The organism is Vibrio sp. D173a, assembly GCF_030248475.1.
The window spans coordinates 1-1,229 of sequence record NZ_JAHGAH010000674.1; the positions used below are offsets into that span (position 1 = coordinate 1).

General features: G+C 43.0%; 1 protein-coding gene and 1 pseudogene. One reads left to right on the forward strand and one right to left on the reverse strand.

The window, feature by feature from the left end; translation table 11 throughout:
- Positions 1-9: 9 nt before the first annotated feature.
- The gene (locus KIV40_RS28405) at positions 10-777 is read right to left on the reverse strand and encodes a nucleotidyltransferase domain-containing protein (RefSeq protein WP_285352564.1); all 768 of its coding nucleotides are present in this window, start codon (positions 775-777) and stop codon (positions 10-12) included.
- Positions 778-914: 137 nt separating this feature from the next.
- Between KIV40_RS28405 and KIV40_RS28410 the strand changes: the two are divergent.
- Positions 915-1,229 (forward strand): annotated as a pseudogene (locus KIV40_RS28410) (elongation factor P-like protein YeiP); the annotation flags it as partial.

A 1,229-nucleotide genomic window follows, 5' to 3' on the forward strand; every position in this document is an offset into this window, starting at 1 on the left:
TACCCACTTTTAACCAATGCTAAACTCGGTTTTCTCATACTGTTTAACCAGCCACTCGCCAAAGCCATCCAAAATCCCAATTACCGAACGATTAGGAACTGGCTTGCCTGCCAACAGTATCCCTAAGCGTTGAATTTCTACTTCTCTGTCAGGATGATATTTCAAAAACTGCTGACCACACTCTAATGGATCGTCATACCAATATTTATCTCGGTACATGATCAGCGAATAGCTGGCTCTAAGTAACTTTTTCGTAATGATAACCTGCGCGGCAATCTGCTCTTCCGGCGTCGCGGCTCTAGCAATCTTGTTACGATAAACCGCTAACCAGTTTTCAACGTCCATATTCCAGTGTTTGGCGATCTCCCAACTGGTTTCAAAGTCGCCATAGCAATCTGAAAGATCCTCACCATGTACGCATACCGCTAGGTGCTTAAGCATGAAACCCCAAGTGAAGATATTCTCGAAGTCGACAATTTCACTAACTAACGCTGTTTTAATAGAGACTTGCGTTACCTGTGGGAAGCTCTTTTGGAAGCGCCACTTAATCGTATTGAGTAGCGTGGTTCTTTGATCGGCAAACGAACGGTGCGTGACTACAACGACATCAAGATTAGATTGCCCAGGTTTTGCCGTTTTCCTCGCTACACTGCCATAAATGTAAACGCTGTGAAGATTCGAACCTAAGCCACTTTTTAAAAATGTAATCAGGTCGTTTACCACAGGTTGAAACTCGGGCTGAAAAGGCACTTTCGGGTCAATAACAGGTAGCTGCATAAGTGAGTTCGTCAATAAATTGAATGATTTAACTATTTCTCTATGACCGCTTAGGAGACTTTATGATTCAAGCTATTCCTATTTATAGGTTCTCCGAGATATAATCAGCGGATAGAACCAATAAGGATAAACACAAAATGCCTAGAGCAAGTGAAATTAAAAAAGGTTTTGCGATCGACGTAGATGGCAAAACGCTTCTAGTTAAAGATATCGAAATCACAACACCAGGCGGTCGTGGTGGTCAAAAGATCTACCGTTTCCGTGGTAACGACGTAGCAACAGGCGTAAAAGCTGAAGTTCGCCATAAGGCTGACGAAATCGTTGAAACTATCGATGTGACTAAGCGCGCTGTAATGTTCTCTTACGTTGATGGCAACGAGTACATCTTCATGGACAACGAAGATTACACGCAGTACATCTTTAACGGCGAGATGATCGAAGACGAGCTTCTA

Excerpts from the sequence above, each read along its gene's own strand:
- KIV40_RS28405 (WP_285352564.1), bottom strand. The coding sequence starts at position 777 with ATGCAGCTACCTGTTATTGACCCGAAAGTGCCTTTTCAGCCCGAGTTT.